Source organism: Streptomyces sp. NPDC058459 (genome assembly GCF_042721685.1).
GTDB lineage: Bacteria > Actinomycetota > Actinomycetes > Streptomycetales > Streptomycetaceae > Streptomyces.
In genome coordinates this window covers 1-20,428 of record NZ_JBHXLV010000117.1, presented here as the reverse complement: position 1 = coordinate 20,428, position 20,428 = coordinate 1, and the positions used below count along the sequence as shown (strand labels likewise).

General features: G+C 70.3%; 13 protein-coding genes. 6 read left to right on the top strand and 7 right to left on the bottom strand.

Translation table 11 applies throughout. The features are described from left to right. The first annotated feature begins 758 nt into the window (after positions 1–758). Positions 759–1,676 carry a hypothetical protein gene (locus ACFWN1_RS21080; protein WP_384364051.1) on the top strand — a complete coding sequence of 306 codons (918 nt, stop codon included), beginning with the start codon at positions 759–761 and terminating at the stop codon, positions 1,674–1,676. 18 nt (positions 1,677–1,694) lie between these two features. Here ACFWN1_RS21080 and ACFWN1_RS21075 read toward each other — a convergent pair whose 3' ends face one another. From ACFWN1_RS21075 to ACFWN1_RS21060, 4 genes are all read right to left on the bottom strand, one after another. Further along, a complete protein-coding gene (locus ACFWN1_RS21075) occupies positions 1,695–2,852 on the bottom strand; it encodes a hypothetical protein (protein WP_384364049.1) in 1,158 nt (385 codons plus the stop codon). Beyond that, complete coding sequence (locus ACFWN1_RS21070) at positions 2,849–5,164, bottom strand: hypothetical protein (RefSeq protein ID WP_384364047.1); 2,316 nt, start codon at positions 5,162–5,164, stop codon at positions 2,849–2,851. The genes ACFWN1_RS21075 and ACFWN1_RS21070 overlap by 4 nt, the downstream gene beginning before the upstream one ends. Continuing rightward, positions 5,161–5,886, bottom strand: a complete 726-nt coding sequence (locus tag ACFWN1_RS21065) for a hypothetical protein (RefSeq protein WP_384364045.1) — start codon at positions 5,884–5,886, stop codon at positions 5,161–5,163. Before ACFWN1_RS21065 ends, ACFWN1_RS21070 begins: the two co-directional genes overlap by 4 nt. Positions 5,887–6,060: 174 nt before the next feature. After that, positions 6,061–7,092 (bottom strand): TniQ family protein, encoded by a 1,032-nt coding sequence (locus tag ACFWN1_RS21060; protein WP_384364043.1) that lies wholly within the window; start codon positions 7,090–7,092, stop codon positions 6,061–6,063. A 228-nt stretch (positions 7,093–7,320) separates the two neighbouring features. On the opposite strand from ACFWN1_RS21060, the gene ACFWN1_RS21055 reads away from it, so the two are divergent. Next, complete coding sequence (locus ACFWN1_RS21055) at positions 7,321–10,992, top strand: Helicase associated domain protein (protein WP_384364041.1); 3,672 nt, start codon at positions 7,321–7,323, stop codon at positions 10,990–10,992. 304 nt (positions 10,993–11,296) lie between these two features. Here the strand turns inward: ACFWN1_RS21055 and ACFWN1_RS21050 are convergent, their stop codons facing one another. Together ACFWN1_RS21050 and ACFWN1_RS21045 are read right to left on the bottom strand one after the other, a co-directional pair. Further along, a complete protein-coding gene (locus tag ACFWN1_RS21050; protein WP_384364039.1) occupies positions 11,297–13,120 on the bottom strand; it encodes an ATP-binding protein in 1,824 nt (607 codons plus the stop codon). A 381-nt stretch (positions 13,121–13,501) separates the two neighbouring features. Beyond that, entirely contained in the window at positions 13,502–13,930 is a 429-nt protein-coding gene (locus tag ACFWN1_RS21045) for a hypothetical protein (protein ID WP_384364037.1), read from the bottom strand. A gap of 159 nt (positions 13,931–14,089) precedes the next feature. On the opposite strand from ACFWN1_RS21045, the gene ACFWN1_RS21040 reads away from it, so the two are divergent. Both ACFWN1_RS21040 and ACFWN1_RS21035 read left to right on the top strand, forming a co-directional pair. Beyond that, entirely contained in the window at positions 14,090–14,362 is a 273-nt protein-coding gene (locus ACFWN1_RS21040) for a helix-turn-helix transcriptional regulator (protein ID WP_384364035.1), read from the top strand. Positions 14,363–14,578: 216 nt separating this feature from the next. After that, the gene (locus ACFWN1_RS21035; RefSeq protein WP_384364033.1) at positions 14,579–16,054 is read left to right on the top strand and encodes a UvrD-helicase domain-containing protein; all 1,476 of its coding nucleotides are present in this window, start codon (positions 14,579–14,581) and stop codon (positions 16,052–16,054) included. Positions 16,055–16,121: 67 nt separating this feature from the next. Here the strand turns inward: ACFWN1_RS21035 and ACFWN1_RS21030 are convergent, their stop codons facing one another. Next, on the bottom strand, positions 16,122–17,360 hold the full coding sequence (locus ACFWN1_RS21030) for an argininosuccinate synthase-related protein (protein WP_384364053.1): 1,239 nt from the start codon (positions 17,358–17,360) through the stop codon (positions 16,122–16,124). A 993-nt stretch (positions 17,361–18,353) separates the two neighbouring features. On the opposite strand from ACFWN1_RS21030, the gene ACFWN1_RS21025 reads away from it, so the two are divergent. Then, a complete protein-coding gene (locus ACFWN1_RS21025; RefSeq protein WP_384364031.1) occupies positions 18,354–19,358 on the top strand; it encodes an ATP-grasp domain-containing protein in 1,005 nt (334 codons plus the stop codon). Positions 19,359–19,452: 94 nt separating this feature from the next. After that, complete coding sequence (locus tag ACFWN1_RS21020) at positions 19,453–20,403, top strand: aldo/keto reductase (RefSeq protein WP_384364029.1); 951 nt, start codon at positions 19,453–19,455, stop codon at positions 20,401–20,403. The last annotated feature ends 25 nt before the right edge of the window (positions 20,404–20,428 follow it).

Here is a 20,428-nt window from a genome sequence, read left to right as displayed (position 1 = left end):
CGCCCGTCGAATACGAAGCCAACTACTACCGAGCAACCACGAAACCCCAGCTCACAGCCACCAACTGAGATCTCCACCGAACCCGGGGCGGTTCACGACCCAGACGCTAGTCCACTCTGAGACGTCCACGGACAGCGCATCAGGTGATGCCACATCAGGCAGTGATCAAACTCGCGGCATCGTAGCCAGTGGGCAACGCCATCACCTGGCACAGCAGCCAGCTCCTGCTCGCCCCGGCAACCAGGACCGCAGAGAAGAACTCAAGACCCAGCGACGGAGTGCATCGACACAAGGTGCCGCCCCGGCGCCCAGACAGTGTTCCGGGCCCCCGGAGCACAGTCTCAGTTGCGATGATGGACGGCCAGCGCCCTTCACCAGCTGTGCCTTCTCATCGAGAGTGCGTTCTGAGTAGCTCTGTGAGCTGCTTGGGTGCAGATAGATGAGAACGGGTGTGTTCCCCTGTATGCGCTCTGACCTGCTGCGTTCAGGTTGATTGAGAAGGGTGCAACTCCGGTGAGATTTTCAGGAGGTCCGGGTCCTGCTCGGGGCGGGCTCGATCTTGTGGCGGGGTCTGTCGCTGGGGTCGGAGGGGCAAGGGCTTGGCGCTCGGCGGGGCGGGGTTCGCGGTGAGCGCGCGCCGTCCTGTTGGTCCTCTACCGAAGTATCGGTCGACGTGTGATGGTTTCCCAGCTTTTGGGTGATGACTGTTGGAGCGTCGAGACGATGGACTGGACGGACTGGACTGCTTGGGAGGGGCTGTGGAGAAGCTCGTCGCTGCCGCCGATCACGTGCACGATCACGCGGGTGACCGTGTGCGTCGGTTCGTCGCGCCCTCGGAGTGCGACGTGCCGGACATCGGGACTCGGGCTGCTGTGATGGACCAGTTGTACGACGTGACGCTGGACGGCTGTCAGGGGTGCCGGCCTGTTCTGCTGGATCGTGTGGCGAGGGACGTTCGAGCGGTCGGCAAGCTGGTGGAGTGGTCGTGTGTGATCGCCTCGGAAGTCTACGGCGCGCTGCCTGCGGAGCTTCTGGACGACGGTGAGCGGGCGGATGCTGTGGTCCGAACCACGGCCGCGTTTCGCGGACTTGCCCGGCTGTGGGCCGACGGAGCGCCGATGCGCAGTGTCACGAGCGCGGACTGCACGGTGCGGCAGGCCCGGGAGGCGGCCGATACGGCCGTGGCGCTGGTGGCTGCGCTGAGCGCGGACCATCCCCGAAGCCAGGAGCCGCTCGACATCGCTCCCGGTGGGATGCAACTGAGGGCGCAGAGCGGGAATTTCGCCGATCAGGCTGTGATCTTCATGCTGCAGCCGATGACCATGAAGATGGAGACCGCGCAGGGCGAGGTGGAGGTGGCGGACGTCGTGGAGTTTCTCGTGCGCGAGGCGGGAGGGAAGCGTCTGTCGACGAGCACTCTGTTCGCCCCTGAGCGCACGGCCGGCTGGAGTGCGCAGCTGCGTCTGCCCGGCGACATGCTGAGTGTGTCCTTCCCGGACGGGCTGTGCTTTTACGACGGGACGATGCCGACGACGGCAGCGTGGCGGCGGGCCGTGGCCGCGGCGGGGGACGCTGTGATCATTACTGGGCCGATGGCTGATCCGACGTGTGTGGACGGTGCGATCTGGGCCGGCCGGACGACCTATGTGCGGGCGGCGTTGACCCTTCACGAGTAGCCGGCTGCCACAACGCCTTCACACCGTACGGTCCGTTGTGGCGGTGGGGGCGTCCGTGGCCTCCGGCTCGCGATCGCTCACCCAGAGACTGCCGAGGTCATCGCCGGCGGGCAGGTCGAGGTAGGCGGCTGCGTCTCGCAGTACGTCGGGGGTGAGGGCTTCGGTGTGGTCGAGGATCGCGAGCTGGGCGGCCATGCCGATCAGCGGGGCGAGGTGTTCCATGAGCCCGTCGGTGATGCGGTACAGCGCCTTCTGGTATTTGAGCAGGGTGTTGGGCGTGTGATGGACCAGCACCAGTTTGCCGTCGAGGGTGGCGAGCGCGCTGACCCACTCGTCGGGGTGCTCCGCGCTGCGCGGCGGGAGCCGGTTGACCCACAGGGTGGGCGCCGCGCGGGGCCGCAGCGCGGCGGTGTTCTGGCCGGTCCGGCGCAGTGCCGGGATCCGGGCGGTGCGGGCCTCGCGCAGGATGTCGCTGGAGCCGATGCCGCTCCAGAAGACGGTCAGGCCCAGTTCGTCGGCGAGGTAGTCGAAGAGGTCGAACGTCGGCTGCAGGTCTTCGGTCGGCAGCCGGTCGATGCCGTCGATCAGACACAGGCGGGTGCGGCTGGTGCGCAGCATGTGCAGGGCGGGGCCGGTGAAGTCCTTCATGCGCGGGACGAGCTGGCCTTCGGTGTTGCAGCGGTAGAGGTCCCATCCCAGGAAGGTGGCCATGGCGGCGGACCAGTCGGCCGGGGCGCCGGGGTCGGGCGGGGTGTTGAGGCAGACCACAGGGATGACGGTGTCGTCGATGCCGTGCAGCTGCTCCAGGCGGCCCTGAAAGCCCAGGCCGATGTGGTGCAGCAGGGTCCGCTTGCCCGTGCCGCGGCAGTCGCTGTCGATGGCGATGTGAGGGCAGGGGTGGCGGCGCTCGCCGTTGAGCCGCAGCAGACGGCGCGCGGTGAGCAGGCCTTTGCGGATGTCGGTGGTCTCCACCAGCCCCAGCCGGGCGTGGTAGCGCACCCGCGGATCGTCTTCGGTGACGTCGCGGGGCGGGGCGGCGGGCAGCGGTGGGGGAGAGGCGGGGTCCTCACGCACCAGCGCGTTCCAGGCGTGCACGGTGCTGGTGGCGTCCCGCGGCGAAAGGGGCGCTGCGGGGCGGGCGGCAGGGCTGCGTGGTGCGCGGGTCTGGGCCGTCATGATCGCTCTCCGGGCGGGGACTTGGGGCCATCCGGCGGCAGACTGCTGTCACTGCTGTCGTCCGGGTCGGGGGGCGGGACCTGGGGGAGTGAGGCGAGGAAGTCCTCGAGGCTCTGGGCGCCGCCGCGCACCGGTTCCGGGGTGTCGAACAGATCCCGTGCGGGCCGGTCCAGCGACCGGAACGGGCGCACCGACTCGATGTCCAGCGGGGGCAGTTCAACGCTGGTGGCAGCTTGCGGCAAAGGCGCACGCGGCCGCTGCGGAGCTGTCCGGGCCGGTTGCGGTGCGGTGGGCGGGGCGGTGCCGGGCTGCGGCCCGTCGGCCAGGGTGCGCTGCAGCTCGGCCAGGACCCGGGTGATGGCCAGTTCGTCGCGGACGCTGCCGCCCCGGTCCAGATGGATGCGCACGGCCCGATCCCATGTTTCCTCCGTCCACTGGTCATACAGCAGCCGGCGGTGGATGAAGGGCACCTCCACCCACGGGTCCTCGCCCCGCTCCTCGGCCCGGCGGTCGAACAGCCAGGCGAATTCGGGGTTGTTGGGGGAGCAGTGCACCTCCCAGCGGCCCTTGAGCCAGGCCAGCTCGGAGGGGCCGCGGAAGGCGTCCAGGCCGCCCCGGTCCAGGTTGTAGGTGCGGTTGTTGAGCTGAAAGCCCTTGCGGGTGACGCGCACGTACCAGGCGGGCAGCAGTTTGCGGGTCTGGGTCTCGGTCAGGCTGATGCGCCGGTAGCCGCGCATTGCCACCAGGGCGGCGTACATGACGTTGGGGGAGACCTTCACTCCGGGATGGAAGGGGCTGCGCAGTCCGCCGTGCGGGGTCTGCTGCCAGTGCAGCACGATCCACTGCTCGAACAGGTCCTGCAGCTGGGGAATCGTCCATACCAGCTGCTTGCGGACCTTCTTTCCGCGCAGGTCCAGACGGTGATGGGTGTAGGCGGCGAGGTACTGGCTGAACCCGGACTTGATGGCCCGCATGGCCCGCTCCACGATGGCCTTGTCGATCGCGGTGCGCAGCCGGGCCTTGCGTACCTGGATGCCCAGCGACAGGCAGGCCCGGGTGAAGTCCTCGGAGATGTAGGGCGATCCATGGTCGATCACCACGGTGTGCGGCTTGATGACGGGGCGGGCGGCGGAGCCGGCGAACCGCTCGTCGGCCGCCAGGAGTTCCTCGTACGGCAGGGCGGATCCCTCCATGAGGGTCTCCGGGCCCCAGCCCGGTCGGGCCGGCAGCGGCGCCAGGGCCTGCCCGAGCACCTGCACCGTGTCGAAGGACCGGGTGGCCCGCCCGGCGATCCACCGCCCGTTGCCGTCGCCGCGCCGGTGGCGCTTGGGTACGATCAGTGCGCCGATGATGCTGCGGGTGGCGACATCGATGGCGATGGTCAACTCCACCGAGATCACCCGCCCGTCATCGCCCATCGCCAGGACATCCAGCCCGGTGGTGTCGATCTGGACGAGCTCACCGGGCCAGCGCGCGAGGGTCGCCGGACGCCCGGTGTACCAGCTGGCGGTGTGGGCGCTGTCGGCGGACCGGGCCGCCGCCATGGCATGAGCGTTCTCGGCGGTGATGCCCAGGCCGGCCAGCAGTCGGTACCAGGTGGCCTGGCTGCAGCGCCACTTTTTGGGGACCGTGCCGTTCTTCGCGTGGCGGGTGGAGATCAGATGCTTCACGTCGTCGATCAGACGCGACAGTGTGCCCGGCGAGCGGCCGGTTTCCCGCTCGTCGTCCAGGACCTCCCACACCAGGTCGATCACCTTCGCGTCGAGGTGCCCGGTGAGGGACTCGCCGCGCAGGCTGCGCTGGTCGACCAGCGCCATCAATCCGCCCGTCCGCCACGCGGCGCACTTGCGTTTCACCGTGGCGGCCGACACCGGGTGGCCGAGCGCGGTGAGCTGGTCGGCCTTGGCCTGGCAGCGTTGCTTCAGGGTGTGCAGGCCGGGGTCGAACGCAGGAGCCGCGGGTGGGGTGTCGGCTGCAATCCAGGGGGCTTGTTCGTGCAGGACTTCCTTGACGTGCCGCTCCCACCGCCGCGCCTCCTTGCGCAGCGCACGCGGCAGGCCCTTGAGTTCACCGACCCGCATCGGCAGCACGGTCCGCTTTGCCGGCCGGCTGACGACGGCGAAGTCCGGCGCCGCCGTCAGCGCCCGCTGCACGATGACCAGAGGATCCGCTGCGGCCTGCCCGGGCCGTTCCAGATACACATGGGGCCCGCAGAAGGCGATGACGTTCCAGGTCCCGCCGCGATAGCGCACGGTGTCCCCCAGGGCGAGGCTGTCCCACAGCGGGGGCGGCTCCCCACGGTGCCCGTTCACGCCGGTGCCCCAGGGCCGGCGGCGCGCCACACGGTCGTGGCGGGCGTGAGCAGGCGGCCGGGATCGAACAGCAGGGCACCCTTCCACAGCAGGTGGTAGGCCAGGTCCACGCCGCTGAGCAGCGGAAGTCCGGCCGCCCGTACGGCGTGTGCGATACGGCGCGGACGGGGCACCTGGTCGAGCAGCAGCTCGAGCCGCTCCGGGCAGTCGACGGCGTCGCGGGCCGCGTGCATCAGGGTGAGATTGTCCAGCTCCAGGCCCTGCGGGGGCACCATCACCCGCACCAGCCAGCCCGCGGCCGCGGCCGCCACGGCCAACACGTCCTGCTCCAGGCGCCATTGCTTCGTGATCTCAGACGGCTGCACGCACACCACCTCGCGGTGCCCCGCACACCGGGCGACAAACGCCGGCCGCACACGGTGTTGCCGCTCGCCTTTCCAGTGCAGCTCCATCGGGCCGGCGCTGCGCACCCCCGGCTGCGGGTCGCGATCCAGCAGCATCGAGCAGGCCAGCTCACGCAGCGAGGAACACGCCAGCGCCTGGCCGCCGACCGGGGCCGCGGCGTTGGTGACAAACGAGGTCCGTCCCGGATAGGCCACCGGCGGCCGCAACGGCGGCAACTCCTCGAACGGGATACGGCTCGCCCGCTGAACCGGCAGGGCTTGCTGCCGCCCGAAACGGTCGACGTACACGACCGTGATGTCCCGGGCATACACGGGCACGCTCCCACCCCCTGAACCTCGTGGCGGACGGCCACGCAAAGAGCCCCGGCCAGCATCGGCCCACCCGACCCTGAGGGCAGGGCACTTCACCGCCAGCCACCCGAACCAGCGATGAGTCGAGCACATGTTCCACTCGCGGAATGCGCAGGGCGGGGCGCTCGCGCGAACACAGGGTCAGACGGGCACCGACGGGTCGCTCCACTCCCACGGCAGACAGCACCGGTCCTCCAACGCGCCCTGCTCATTACTGCTGTGATGCACCACGGCGCTCACGCACGGCGCCGGCCCGTCGCGGCCGGGCACCAAGCCCTCCAGGCGGGCGGGCGCGTCGCAGCGATGGTGCAGCGCCAGCCATTCCGCCACCGGTACCTGCCATCGCCCCGCGGACACCCCCGCCGCGGCGGCCAACCCGGAGCCGGCTGCTGCCAGTTCGGCCTCGGCCCGACCCCACTGTGAGGCCGACGTCACGGCACGCCGCCGCTCATGGCGCAGCAGCAGCCGGGCCATCTGTACCGCTTCGGGATACAGCAGCAGCCATGCCGTTGCGGGATCCGTCAGCTGCAGGTGCGCCCGCCGCGCCCGCTCCTGCCACACCGGCCCGAACAGGCAGCGACGCCACCACCATCCGACGATCGCGAAGGCATCCGCGGACAAGAACGCCCCCGCCGGCCCCCACCGCCGCTCCAGGCGCAGCCGCACGCGGTGGGCGCGCACCGTCTCCGGCAGCCGCCGCACATCGACCGCTTGTGTGCCTGTCTGCCGGACATGGCTGAACCGATCGTGCCGCCGGCAGATCGTCCACACATCCGGCCACACCAGCCACACCGCCGTCTCGGATGCGCCGCGCCGGGCCGCGCACAGAGGACAGGCAGGCACCAGATAGTGCGGCAGCGGCTGCCAGGGCCACTCCCACCGGGCCTGCTGTCCCGGCAGCAGATGCGGCTCCCGCAGATGCGGCAGCGCCCGGCGTAGCTGCGGCCAGTCCATCCGCACCATCACCGCCAGCCGGTCGACGGCGGCACGGCTGAGGAACACCTCCGCCAGATGCGGCGCCAGCGCCTGCTGCCCGGGCGGGCCCGCACCCAGCTCGCCGAGCAGAAAGTCCACCGACACCCCCTGCGCGGCGGCCACCCGGGACAGATACGACGCGTTGGACTCACCCGCCAGCAGCAGCACACGCCGCGCCGCCAGTCTCCCGCCGTACACCGTGCCCCACCCTCCTTGCGCCCCGGTATCGGCCGCACCGCCGCTCGCCCACCGCGCCCGTGACCTGCCGGCCCACGACCGCCGCCCCTCTCTACCACGCCATCCGCGCCCTGCCCATCAACCTCACCCGCACGGGTGACAGACGGACGCGGACGAGCCCGCGCCACGCCCGGCACGCGGCATCCTGCCGGGGATCCCCACCGCGCCGGCCCCAGAGGGGAGCCGCCCGTGCTGCACGATGCCGTCACCCGCCTGCCCAGCCAGCTGTGGACGCCGCAGCGGAACGCCGCCGACTGCGTCCTCAACGCCTTCGCCATGGGCGCCGAACGCCAACTCGTCGTCATGCCGTGCGGCACCGGGAAGACCCACCTGGCCGTCCACATCGCCCACGAAATCGCCCCGAACAGCCGCAGCCTGGTCGTCGTGCCCACCCTCGACCTGCTCCACCAGACCGCCCGCGTCTGGTACAACGCCGGCCGCAGCGGCACCTACCTGGGACTGTGCTCGGACAAGGAGACATCCGAAGCCGCGCTCGCCGGGGTCCTCACCCTGACCCGAGACGGCGCCGACCTGACCGCCCGGCTGCGCGCCGCCGACGGCCCCACGAGCGTGTTCGTCACCTACCAGTCGCTGCACAAACTCCCCCCGGCTCACCATCAGCACCTGCTGCCGCGCTGGGACCTCATCGTCGTCGACGAAGCCCACCGCACCGCCGGCGCCCGCAACAAACGCTGGGGCATCATCCACGACAACGACGCCATCCCCGCACGCCACCGGCTCTACCTCACCGCCACCCCACGCATCTGGGACATCAACAAAGGCATCACCGCCGAGCCGGTCGCCTCCATGGACGACGTCACCCTCTACGGCAAAGTGGCCTACCGCTACTCCCTCGCCCAGGCCATCCACGAAGGCCGGCTGGCCGACTACCGCATCGCCGCCCCGGAGATCCACGACCCGCAGCTGCGCGCGGCACTGGCCTCCAACGGCCGCCGCTGCCTGCGCACCCCCCAAGGCGATGCCATGCGCGTCGCGGCCGGACAGCTGGCCCTGTTCGAGGCGCGCGCCCGGCACGGCATCCGCCGCACCGTCGTCTTCAGCCGCAGCATCGTGCAGTGCGACGCGTTCGCAGAGACCCTCCCCGAAACCGCCGCCAGCCTCCCCGGCCGCCATGCCGACGGCCTGTGGACGGCCGCCATCCACTCCGGCCACTCGCGGGCGCTGCGCAAAGAACGCACCGACCGGTTCGCCCGCCCCGGCCTGGCGCCGGCCCGCGGCACCCTGGGCGACCTGAACGTGCTGTGCAACGTCCGGCTGTGCGTGGAAGGCGTCGACTTCCCGCTGGCCGACTCCGTGCTCTTCGCCGACCCCAAACGCTCCACCATCGACATCGTGCAGGCCGTCGGCCGTGCGCTGCGCCTCGCCCCGGGCTCCGACAAGATCGCCACCTTGATCATTCCCGTGGTGTTCGGCCCAGGGCAGCGCCCCGAGGAGGCCACCTTCGGCACCCCCTACCACCTGCTGCACCAGGTGATGATCGCTCTGCGGGCGTACGACGAGCACGTGTTCGTCCGCCTGCCCGTCAGCGGCCCCGCCAGCCGGCTCAGTCAGAACGACATCGCCATCCGTCCGGCCCGCGCGCGGGAGATCGCCCCCCACCTCATGCTGCGGATCATGGAGCCCGAGCCGGATGTCTGGGGCAAAGGCATGGCCGCCGCCCAGCGGTACTTCGACGACCACGGGCACCTGCACGTCCCCAGCAACTACATCGACGCCGACGGGTTCCACCTCGGCTGCTGGCTCGGCTACCAGCGCGCCCTCAAACTGGCCGGCAACCTTCCCCCGGCCCGCACCGCGGCCCTCGCCACCTGCAAGATGGCCTGGAGCCACCCCAAGGACAGCACCGAGCACTACCTTCACCTCGCCCAGGCCTACGCGAGCGAACACGGGCACCTGCTCGCCGAGCCCGCACACCGATTCCGGGGCCGCCCGCTGGGGCAGTGGCTCGCCGAGCAGCGCCAGGCCGCTGCCGAGGGCACGCTGCCTGCGGCCTACGAACGTGCGCTCAAAGACATCGACCCGTACTGGAACCCCTCCTGGCCCCGCGAATGGCAGCGCATGTGCACCCGCGCCCGAGCCGGGCGCCTGACCATCCCGGCGGGCCCGCTGCCCGCCCACGCGGACGACCTCACCCGCTGGCTGGACGAACAGTTCGACGTCTTCCTCACCCTCACCAAAGGTCAGCAGAGCCAACTCGCGGCGCTTGCCCTGCGGCACGACCCGCTGGCCCTTGCCCTGCGCCGCCCTCACGGCCGCCAGGCCCGCACCCACGCCCAGGGCCTGCGGGCCGCGCGGCGCTTCTTCCGCCGCCACCAGCACCTGCGCGTCCCGGCCGGCTACGCCGACGACCACGGCGGCACCCGCTTCCCACTGGGCCGGTGGATCGCCGACCTGCGCGTCCTGGTCGGCGAAGGACTCCTCAGCCGCGAAGAGATCGACTCCGTCGAAGCCCTGGCCATGGAATGGCTCCCCGGACTCGCATGCGGCAACGCCCCGGCCGCGCTGCCCGCGCCACCCGCGAACGCCCCGCCACCGGCCGGCACCGCCAAGCCCATGCCGCCGCCCGATCTCGCCCAACCCAGCAGGCACCACCCGGCGTTCTGGATCGCCGACCGCCAGTCGGCACCTTCGGCACTCTCCGAGGTGCTGCTCCACGGCGGCCGGCGCCAGCTCCTCAGCCTGCCGGCCGGAGCAGGCAAAACCATGATCGCAGCGACCCTGGCCAGCAAGACCGCGAGCCCCGCCTGTCTGGTCCTCGGCCCCGACGTGGCCTACCTCCACCATGTGGTCAAGACCTGGCGCACGGTGCGCCAGGGGCCGCTGGCCGCCCTCAACATGCGGCCCACCCGCAACGGCAACGCAGGCACCACCTTGACCAGTGCGGGCGATCTGGCCGACTGGATGGCCAGCCAGCCCTCAAGATCCCTCGTCCTGGCCCGCTATCGTGATGCAGCCCTCATCGCCGAAAGCCACCGCGACCACGACCTGCCTCCCTGGGACCACCTGATCGTCGAGGAAGCCCACCGCACCGCCGAGGGCATCATCGACGAGCGCCATCCGTACGCCACGATCCACTACGACGACGGCATCCTCGCCCACCAGCGCCTCTACCTGACAGCCACTCCCTGCATCCCCCACCAACTCCCCGTCCACGCCGACCAGATGCGGGACGCCTGGGCCGTCAACATGCCCAACCAGCCGATCTTCGGCATCCACCAGCACACCGTGGAACGGCCCGAACTCGAAGCCGACGGGCTGCTCAGCCCCTACCAGTGGATGCAGATCCACGTCCCCCAGCCGCCGCCCCTGCCCGGTCCGCGCTGGAGCAACTCACCCATGCGCTGGCGCGCTCAAGCCACCGGGGCGGCCCACCTCATCGGACTCCACCACCTGCGCCGCGTCGTAGCCGTACTGGAGGACCTGAAACAGGCCGAAGCCTTCGCCTGCCAGTTGGCCGTGCTGATGCTCGACGCGGAAATCGTCGTACCCCCGCAAGGCGCCACCCGCCAGCAGCACAACCAGCCGGTGATCCGCTGCCAGCGCGCGAGTGACCCCATGCCCCCCGATCTTGACGCGGTCGTCCTGCCCGCCGACCACTACGCCACCGTTGAACTGGTCGACGCGCTCCGCCCGCTGATGGGCCAGCGCCGGCAACGCGCCACCCAGACGGCGATCATCGTTCCCGAGGCCGTCGCACCCAACGCCCCAGCACCAACCGAACCCACCGCAGTCATGCGCAAGGTCACCGCGGCGATCTGGGCCCATGACCCCACGACCTTTGATCAATCCGCCGCCACCAGGGCGGCAGGGGAACGGACACTCTCGCGCGGCAACCGGTAGGCCTCAGCCTGTACCGGCACCAGATGCCGGCCAGGCGCGCGAAGCGGTGCCGCCGAAGACCAGGTTTCCCGGACTTCTGTTCCACCAAGACCAGGCGCCGGGCCGGGTACCCGGCCCGGACATGCGCCGAGCCGGACTCCCGGTCTACCCCGGGCCGCCCGGCTTCACTTCCAGCTGCCCGCGGCGACTGGCTCTGCACGCAGCCTACCCGGAGCAGGTGAACTGTTCAGGGTACTTCGACCCATTTTCCGCCTTCGCCGGTCGGCTCCGCGGATCGCGAGCAGGCCAGCCTGGCCCGCCGTCTTCAGGGAACGAGCGGGTTGTCCCGGCTCAGCTCGATGACGTGCATCTGGTCGAGGAGGCGCTTGGGCAGCTGGGGCAGGTCGTTGTCCACGATGATGATCTGGTGGGGCCGGGTGCGCAGCGCACCGCCGCCGCGCACCCCGGCGATGTGATCGAGGAAGTGGGTGTAGAGCCGGCCGACGAGCTCCTGGTCGTCGTCCCCGTACCCGACGTTCTTGCGGGGGGAGTCGGTGACGAGGAAAGACGGCAGGTCCGTCGCCCCGGTCACCAGCGCGTAGCTGAGGAACGCCATCCGGTACACCACGTTGATCGCGCAGCGGACCCCGTGCCCGACCTTGGTGAGGTTCCCGGCGCGTACCTGCGGCAGCAGCGAGGTGTGGTTGAGCCGGGCGCCCGGATCGCCGGGCAGGCCGACGGAGCCGGCGAGTTCGGTGAAGTGCTCCTCGAACTCGCCGAGCGTGGTCCGCCGGTGGGCCAGCAGGTTCTTGCGGGTACGGATCTCCTCCCGCACGCCCTTCAGCTCGTCCTCGGCAGTCTGGACGGAGCGGTGCAGCTCGGCCAGCCGACGATGCGGCTCCAGCTCCCGTTCCAGCAGCGTGGTCCGGGTGCGGGCCGTCGCATGCGCCGCGGCCAGCAGCTCGATCTGCGCGGCCAGCGGGCTGATCTCCTCCCGGGTGCGGGCATCCAGCTCGATGCGGGCCTGCTCCCAGGCGGTCTGTGCCTCGCCGTGGGCCTTGACCTGTTCGGTCAGCTGCCGCTCCGCCGCCGCCAGCGCGTCCTGCGCCGCATGCAGGGCCTGCGCCAGGACGGCGGGATCGAGCGCGCTCAGACACAACGGGCAGTCCCCCTCAGCAACCGGCCGCACGGTGAGATCGGCGCGGCACACCGGGCAGGGCGAGCACGGCTGGGGACCGTGGGCGCGCTGGTCGGTCAGCTGCTGTACCTGCTGCTGCCGGCGCCCCAGCGCGTGCTCGCCCTCGGCAACCGCACGCCGGCACCGCTCGAGCACCTGCTCCGCATCCAGGACGCGGCGGCGCAGCGGGTCGGCGTGTGCGGTGGCGGCCCGCATCCGGCCCTTGAACTCCTCCAGACGCTGCAGTGCCGTGCACTCCTCCTCGCGCGAGCGCGCCAGCTCCGTCTCGAGGCCGGCGGCGCTGCCGGTCAAAAACGCGCTGATGGTCTCCGTCCGCCGCCTCAGGTCGGTCAGGGTGCGCGTCAACTCGTCCCTGCGGGCCGTCAGTACCCGCATCGGTCCGTCGGTCAGCCCGAGCAGCAGCTCGACCACGGTCCGGTAGGACTGGGCGGTGTTGGCCTTGCCCCTGACCGACTCGGTGCCGTCCACCACGTCCTGGGTGAGGTAGCACATCGCGTACAACTGCTCGAAGGTCAGCCGTGCCCCGGCGCCCAGCAGGGCCACGGCGGAGGGAGGCGCGAACATCTCGCCCAGGCCGAGCAGGTCCAGCAGCACCTCGCCCACCACCCGCCGATCGCTGTCCGACTTCGGCTCCACGTCGAGGATCTCCTCGACGCCGCCTCCGTTGCTGTCCAGGAGTTCGACGTCGGACACGTCCCGGACCAGGGAGCGTCGCAGCCCGATGCGCATCCCCTCGATCCGCACGAACAGCGTCACCGTCTGCAGGCGCTCCCCGGGCACCTCACGCCAGGCGACGGGCAGCCCGAGCGCGTACTTGATGCAGTCGGCCAGTGTGGTCTTGCCGGTGTCGATCGGCCCGACGACGCACACCACCGGGTGGGCCAGATCGATCTCCCGCACCCCGCCGCCCGATGTGAGCACCAGCCGCTCACAGAAGAAGTCCCTTGCCACCGCGGTTCCTTCGGATCGCCCGACTGCTGTCGGGTGCTCCAACGGCCCGTCCCGGTACGGGAAGCGGGGCCGGGCGCGCACCCACCGGATCGGGTGGGCAACACGCGCAGGCTGCCCACCCGATCCGGCGCAGCCACGGCGCGGGCACGGCGTGGCACCAACCGTCCCGTACCGCCTCCCGGTACCGGGGCGGGGCTGCTGCCGGTGAGCGGCCCGCAACTGCCACGGGACCGTCCGCGGCCGCCGTGCATACGCCGGGCTCGCACTGGTTCTGGGGACGGGCACCGCCTTGTGCCCGGTGGACAGGACGCACCCCACGTGAGGCGGGCGGACACGGTGACGCGACCGCGGATGCGGGTGGGCGGCCGGGTGCGGGCTGTCTCACAGCGCTTCCACCCACTCGCCGTGGTCGGCGGTGAGTTCTGCAGGCGGAGGTGAGGAGGTGAGCGGGGCGGCACGAGGGGGTTCGGGGACGGCGGCAGCGCGGGGGATCGAGCGGGAACATCCCCGGCAGACGTCGGCCAGGCGCCAGGTGCGCCCGTTGTCGCCGCAGATCAGCAGCAGCACCAGTGGTCCGGAGCAGGCAGTGGGCGGCCGGTGCCAGACGCACCCGTGCTCACGGCACTGACAGGTCCGCAGGTGCGCGGGCAGTGGAGTGTCGAGGAGATGGCCGGCGAGGTGGCGGCGCGCCTGACGCGGCACCGGGATGCCCGGCTGGGCGGCGAAGGGGCGGCACGCGCTGCAGGTGACGGTCGGACGTCCGGCGTGCGCGCTGATGGTCACGCTCCAGGCGCGTGCGGGCAGGACCATGGAATCCCTTCGGCCATGTCGTGAGGGCGGGGTCGGGGTGCCGCCGGGGGAGGGGTGACGAGCGGACACCGTAGTGCAGAGCTCTGCCCTGCCCGGCGCCCGCAAATAGGGCAGGGATCTGCACTGTCAGGGTGGGGGTCTGCGCCATCGGATGGGCAGGTGACGATCTTCCCGCCGCCGGACCCGGACCCGACGGCGCTGCGCCAGGACCTCTCCCGGCTGCGCGCCGAGCGCGGCTGGAGCTACGACGAACTCGCCGCCCGCAGCAGCCTGTCCAGGCGCACCCTCATCGAGATCGAGCAGGGCCGCACCATCGGCACCCTGGCCACCTGGCACGCCCTCGCCCACGCCTTCGGCCTCCCGCTGGGCGAGCTCCTCGCCCCCCTGTGCACCGGCCACGAACCCCCGCACGGCGAACCCCGGGCCCGCTGAGAATCCTCACCCGATCGGGACCCCGCACCCGCCCATCCGTACGAGCACAGCCCTGGCGTTCCCTTTCCGTCACCCTCTCGAAGGCGTCAGGCGCGACACGCCCCGAAGACCGGCGCAACGGCTGCCACCTTTCACTCCGGCACCTGCATCGGCCGATGCAGGTCCGTCCCGCATGCCCGCACCCGCGGTCTGCCACGGCTTCCGGAGACCCCATCCATGAACTTCACCCCCACCGCAGAACAGGCCGCCGCACTCGAGGCGTTCACGAGCGGCGACCACCTGGTCATCCAGGCCGGCGCCGGCACCGGAAAGACCTCCACGCTCGCCTTCCTCGCCGAGCAGAACCCCACCCGCCGCGGCCGCTACCTCGCATTCAACCGCGCCATCGCCCAGGACGCCGCCGCCCGCTTCCCCTCAACCGTCCAGTGCAAAACGGCCCACTCCCTGGCCTACGCCGCCCTCGGCCACCGCTACCGCGACCGCCTCAACAGCCCCCGCCGGCCCGGCTGGAAAATCGGAGCGGACCTCGGCCTGAACACCCCCGTACGCATCCTGGGCCGCGACCTGTTGCCCGCCACCTTGTCCAACACGGTGCTGCGCACCGTGACCCGCTACTGCCAGTCCGCCGACACCGAACTCGCCCACCACCACGTGCCGCACCTGCGCGGTATCGAAACCGAGGCCGCCCACGCCGAACTCGCCGGCCTGCTCCTGCCGTACGCCGCGAAAGCCTGGGAGGATCTGCAGGACCCCGCGGCGGGCACGGTCCGCTTCGAGCACGACCACTACCTCAAGATGTGGGCCCTGACCGAGCCCGTCCTCGAGGCCGACTTCCTGCTGCTGGACGAAGCGCAGGACACCAACCCCGTCCTCGAACAGATCGTCCTGGCCCAAAGAGAGCGCACCCAGATCGTCATGGTCGGCGACTCGGCCCAGGCCATCTACGGCTGGCGCGGAGCCCGCGACGTCATGACCGGCTTCACCGGCCACCACCTCACCCTCACCCGGTCCTTCCGCTTCGGCCCGCAGCTCGCCGCCGAAGCCAACCGCTGGCTCACCCTTGCCAATGCCCCCATCCGGCTCAGCGGAAGCGCCGACGTCCTCACCGTCATCGGCCCCCACTCCCACCGGACCGGCGCGGTGCTGTGCCGCACCAACATCGGCGCCGTCACCGAAATCCTCGCCCTCCAGCAGGCCGGCACCCCCACCGCACTGGCCGGCGGGGGAGAGGCCCTGCGCGCCCTGGCCCAGGCCGCCCGCGACCTTGTCCAGGGGCGGCGCACCCACCATCCCGAACTGGTGCTGTTCACCACCTGGAACGAACTGCGCGACTATGCCGAACTCGACCCCGCCGGCACCGACCTCCAGCCCTTCGTAGGTCTTGTCGACGACCACGGCCCCGACGCCATCCTCCAGGCGGTCAACCGCCTGGTCCCCGAAACCCACGCCCAGATCACCGTCTCCACCGCCCACAAGGCCAAAGGCCGCGAATGGCCCCAGGTGCGCATCGCTGCCGACTTCACCCCGCCTGCCGACACCGACGAACTCGACGCCGAGGGTCGCCCCGTGCCCGGCCCCATCGACCCTGACGAGGCCCGCCTGGCCTACGTCGCCGTCACCCGCGCCCGCCACCACCTCGACCCTGCCGGCCTGGCCTGGCTCGATCAGCACCCCGACGCCCCGGCCCGCTGACCCGGCAGGCGGTCGGCCGCGCGCAGCCAAAGGCTGATCTATCAGTGCTCAAGCGCCGCGACCGCTCTCAGTGTTCGGCGATGGCGGAGACTGCTCCGGTACCCGAACCGGCCAGCCCCGTCATGCGCCACGGCGCTCTCTCCGCGCTGATGGCATCCCTCTCCCAGCTCTCCCGGTCGCGCAGATAGCGGGGCCGGTCAGCCACGATGGACCGCGTCTCCGCGCTGCCGACCGTCAGCCGCCAGCACACCGATCCGCTGACGTGCTGCGCGCACCTGTCGATGAACGCCTGCAACGCACCGCGCAGTTCGCCGTACCAGCGACCTTCGAGGGCCTCGCGGACCCACAGCTGTTCGAGGTGCATCTTCTCCCGGATCGTCTCCGCCTCCAAGGTGGCCGTCTCCAGGTGGCGATAGGTCCGCAACAGCAGCCAGGCGGCGGGCATCTCCCTGATCTCAAGCACCTTCTCTCCGTGGTCGAGATGCTCCAGGCCGCTGAACCGGCCTATGCCGAAGGCGCCCACGCGCGGGTTGAGGTCGGCAACGAGGTCGAGCAGCGGCTTGCGGACACCGTCGACGGCGACCGGCACTCCCTCGTGGAACCGGATCTCCACCGTCTCCGGGGCTCGGTCGGCCGCTGCCCTGCTCCAGCGGTACATGTGCTCCGGCACGGCGTGGTCCTCGGGGTCGTCGAGGATCCCGGACTCGAACTCGCGGCACCACAGATTGGAGTCGCCGCTGACGACGCGCTCGCTCATCCGGCCCAGGCCAACCGCCTTGAGTTCCTTGGCCTTCTGCTCGCGGTCGACGGGGTCGAGGTCGTACGGACTCCCGTACCAGCCGCCGAAGCCGAGCAGCGCGAGGGCGCCGTTCAGCCGCCGTAAGGTGTTCTGGGAGCGGTTCGCAGTGTGCAGTACGGCCGTGGCGCCCAGGTCCTGCGCCAGGCTCACCGCATATCGGGCGATGAGGGGGCGGCTAAGCGTCGAGCTGACCGGGTGGGTGCCGAGGTAGACGGCCTGCGCTTTGACAGCGGCGCTGACGAACTCCTCCGCGAAGGCCGTGCGCCCGTCGATGATGTGGAGGTGGACGCCGAACTCTTCGGCAATGCGCTCCTTGTCCTGCGTGGTCTCGTCCTCGCCGAGATTGACGCTCAGCGCGTGAATATTCCTGAATCCTGCATTCCGCAGACGGAACAACAGGTAGCTGCTGTCCAGTCCACCGCTGAACAAGGTGACGAGGGCGGTGTCGGGCCCGAGGATGCCAGGGTCGAGCTGACGGAAGGAGCGGATGGTCTGCTCTGTGTGCATGGTCACGCTTTCCGGGCTGGCCGTTTGGAACGGACGATCGGGGAGCTTGATCATGTGCTGCTCATGGGGCCGCACGCGATGCGAGTGAGCGGGGCAGCGAGAGGAGAACAGAGCGAGGCGGTCGGCCGGGTTCCCGCTCGATCCATGTCACTGGGTGTACGCAGCATCAAGAGCTGATCACCGCCTGTTCGAAGAAGCTGGACTATCTCATCCGGGCAGTTGCAGGGCTGCGGGCTGTCGTGTGAAGCGGGCTGTGACGGCGGCGATCGCCCAACAGAACTTCGGAGGGCAAGCCCTGGTCTGGGCGTGACCGCGCCCGAACGATCATAGCCATGGCGGGACAGAATGCCAGAGTGACAGCGAAGAAGTTGAGTGACTGTCAACAGCGGACATTCCAAGTGCTTCTGACACCCCATCGCCTCAAATGTGCGGCGGTTTCGTGTCGTCAACGCGAAGTTCACCGCGCGGAAACGGAGGTGGTTTGGTTCCGTCTCCAGCCTCCACGAGCTGGAACTGGTGAATATATCAACCAGTTTGCCCGGAACGCGGCTTCCCGGCTTCACGTTTTTGTCACAATGGCGCGCTCAACTCGGTTGCACCTGAGTGGCAATGAGCCGTAGCGTCTGATCATGTGAGCTGGATGGCGCCGCCCGTCTTCACTTGGCGGATGCCCGGAAAGCACTGGTTCGCTTGAGAAGGCCAGGGTGCTGTTCTTCTCGGTTGGGGAACTTTCTAGTAACTGGGGAGTTTATGCCGGCGGAGACCTATCTTCTCGTTATCGGAAGCGGACCTCGGGAATATCGGGAGGAGCTCTTCCGGTCACTCTCCCGACGCAATGTGTGGCTCCTCACCGACAGAGAACCGACGTGGCAGACCAAGTACATCGCGAGCCATACGGTCATCCCCAGTCTGAATGCCGCCCGAGTCAGTCCGAACATCACCTTCCTGTCCGACGCTGTGGCCAAGGTGGCGGCGTCGGGAACCATCGGAGGCGTGCTCACCTTCGAGGAGATGTTCCTGTCGGCGGCCAGCCAGATCGCCGAGGGCCTCGGCCTGCCCTCCCTGGGCCCCGGAGCCGCGGAGAACTGCCGCGACAAGGAGCGTACCCGGCGTCTGCTCACTGACGCCGGACTCCGCCAGCCCCGCTACGCGTTCGCGCGCTCGGCGGAGGAAGCCGCCTCGGTCGCCGCCGAGTTCGGCTATCCGGTGGTCCTCAAGCCGCGCGGACTGGCGGGCAGCATCGGCGTCATCATGGTCCGCTCACCCGCGGACATCGAGGAGGGCTACCGGGTTGCGTCCACAGCCGCGCGCGTCGGAGCAGCCCGTCACGGCGGCGGCGCCCTGGTCGAGGAGTTCCTGGACGGCCCGGAGATCGCCGTCGACTCGGCAGTGATCTCCGGGCGCACGGTGCCCCTGTACATCGTCCGCAAGCGATTCGGCCCGCATCCGTTCTTCGAGGAGACCGGACAGACCATCAACGCCGACGACTCCATGCTGGACGACGCCGAGGTGCTGGAAACGGTGCGCTCCGCGTTCGCCGCGCTCGGACTGCGCAACGCCATGACCCACACCGAGATCAGACTCACCGCCGACGGACCGGTGATCATCGAGGTCAACGGCAGGCTCGCTGGTGACTTCGTGCCCCATCTGGCCAGGCTCGCGACGGGCCTCGACGGCGCCTCCATCGCGGCCCAGGTGGCCTGTGGTGAGCCCGCCGATCTCGAACGGCGCGTCCGGGGCAGCGCCGCCCACCAGATCGTGTACGCGGACCGGGACGGCACGTTCAACGCGGTGGACCTGCCCCGCGCGGAATCGCACCCGCACCTCGTCGACGCCGGCCCGCTCCTCGCGGCCGGGACGGAGGTCGCACTGCCTCCACGCGGCTACATGGCGCGGTGCGGCTACGCTATCGTCGCCGCACCCACGGCCGAGGAGTGCGACGCGGCCCTTGCCGCCGCGGTCGCCGACATGTCCGTCGACATCACTCCGTCTCATTGAGCGGCTCTTGCAGGCCGGGCAGGCTTGACGACATATCCCAACCAGGACGGCCGTACGACGCGTGACGTGCTGATGAAGAGAGGATTGATGGACCTTGAGGTACCTGCCCCTCGGCAGCTCTGGTCTGACAGTGTCCCAACTGGGGCTCGGATGCAGCAATTTCGGAGCCCGGCTTGACGCCGACGCATCCGGACAGGCAGTCGAAGCCGCTCTTGACGCCGGTGTCACCTTCTTCGACACGGCCGACATCTACGGAAACGGCGGCTACTCGGAGAAGTTCCTGGGTTCCGCTCTAAAGGGGCGCCGGGACCAGGTCGTCATCGCGACGAAGTTCGGCTGGGGCGGAATCGACATGGGGTACGGTCCGGCGGCGGGAGCGCCGGGCGGCCGGTCCTACATCCGACGGGCGGTGGAGGGGTCCCTGCGCCGCCTCGGCACCGACTACATCGACCTGTACCAGATTCACACCCCGGATCCCGTGACGCCCGTCTCGGAGACGCTCGCGGCCCTGAGCGAGCTGGTGACGGAGGGCAAGGTCCGCTACATCGGGAGCTCCAACTACGCGGGCTGGCAGATCGCGCTCGCCGAGCACACGGCGCGCGAGCTGGGGTGCACCGCGTACGTGTCGGCGCAGAACGAGTGGTCAGTCCTGGACCGCCGCATCGAGGCAGAGGTCGTGCCCGCGGCCTCCCATTACGGCATCGGGATTATCCCGTGCTGGCCGCTCGCCAACGGCCTGCTGACGGGCAAGTACCGCACGCTCGACGACATCCCGGCCAACAGCCGCTTCGCTGGGATGGGTTCCGACTACGTGACGCCGGAGAAACTGGCAGTGGTCAACGCGCTGGCAGACTGGGCCGAGCGGCAGGGCAGGACCTCCCTGGAGGTCGCTCTGGGCTATCTGGCCGGACAACCCACCTGCGGTCCGGTGATCGCCGGAGCGATGTCGCCCAAGCAGGTCGAGCAGAACGCGTCCGCGCTGGAATGGGTGCCGACCCCGGCGGAACTCCAGGAGATCGAGGCTCTGGCGACCCTGTGCCCCTGAGTGCGACGGCCCCGCGCGCCACAGA